The following is a 522-nucleotide window of genomic DNA, read 5'->3' on the forward strand; positions in this document are numbered from 1 at the left end:
GCACGCGGGGATATGGAAAACCGCATCAAGGAATGCCAGCTGGATCTGTTCTCCGATAGAACATCGTCCCACACCATCCGGGCCAACCAGCTCCGGCTGTGGTTCTCTGCTGCTGCCTATGTCCTGCTCACCGCTCTGCAGAGAATGGCCCTTGGGCAAACCAGTCTGGAGAAGGCAACCTGTGGCACAATCCGCGCACGACTGCTCAAAATCGCGACAATCGTAAAGGTCAGCGTCCGTCGGATTGTCCTGTCCATGCCGGACATGTTCCCCTGTCAGCATGAATTCGCTCTTGCTCATGCACGATTGCGAAGGCTTTGCCAGGCGTCCTGACGAAACAGACAGCGCACAGGCCACATAGCTTCCACCAACACGGCCTTCTCAGGTGGTGACACCCCAGCTATGTCCAGAATACGCCGCCAGAGGCACAAGATCATCGTTATGCAAGATCAGACACTCAAGAAGTCCATAAAACCATAAAATGTCCTAAAATTACATGATCTGTGAGAAATGGGCGTCGAA

Annotated in this window: 1 protein-coding gene; it reads left to right on the top strand. The window is 53.8% G+C overall.

The window, feature by feature from the left end:
* Positions 1 to 333, top strand: a 333-nt coding sequence (locus tag AD944_RS00025) for a transposase (RefSeq protein ID WP_211263306.1), incomplete at its 5' end; no start/stop codon positions are given.
* Positions 334 to 522 lie beyond the last annotated feature (189 nt).

It is taken from the genome of Acetobacter tropicalis (genome assembly GCF_001580915.1).
Classification (GTDB): Bacteria; Pseudomonadota; Alphaproteobacteria; order Acetobacterales; family Acetobacteraceae; genus Acetobacter; species Acetobacter tropicalis.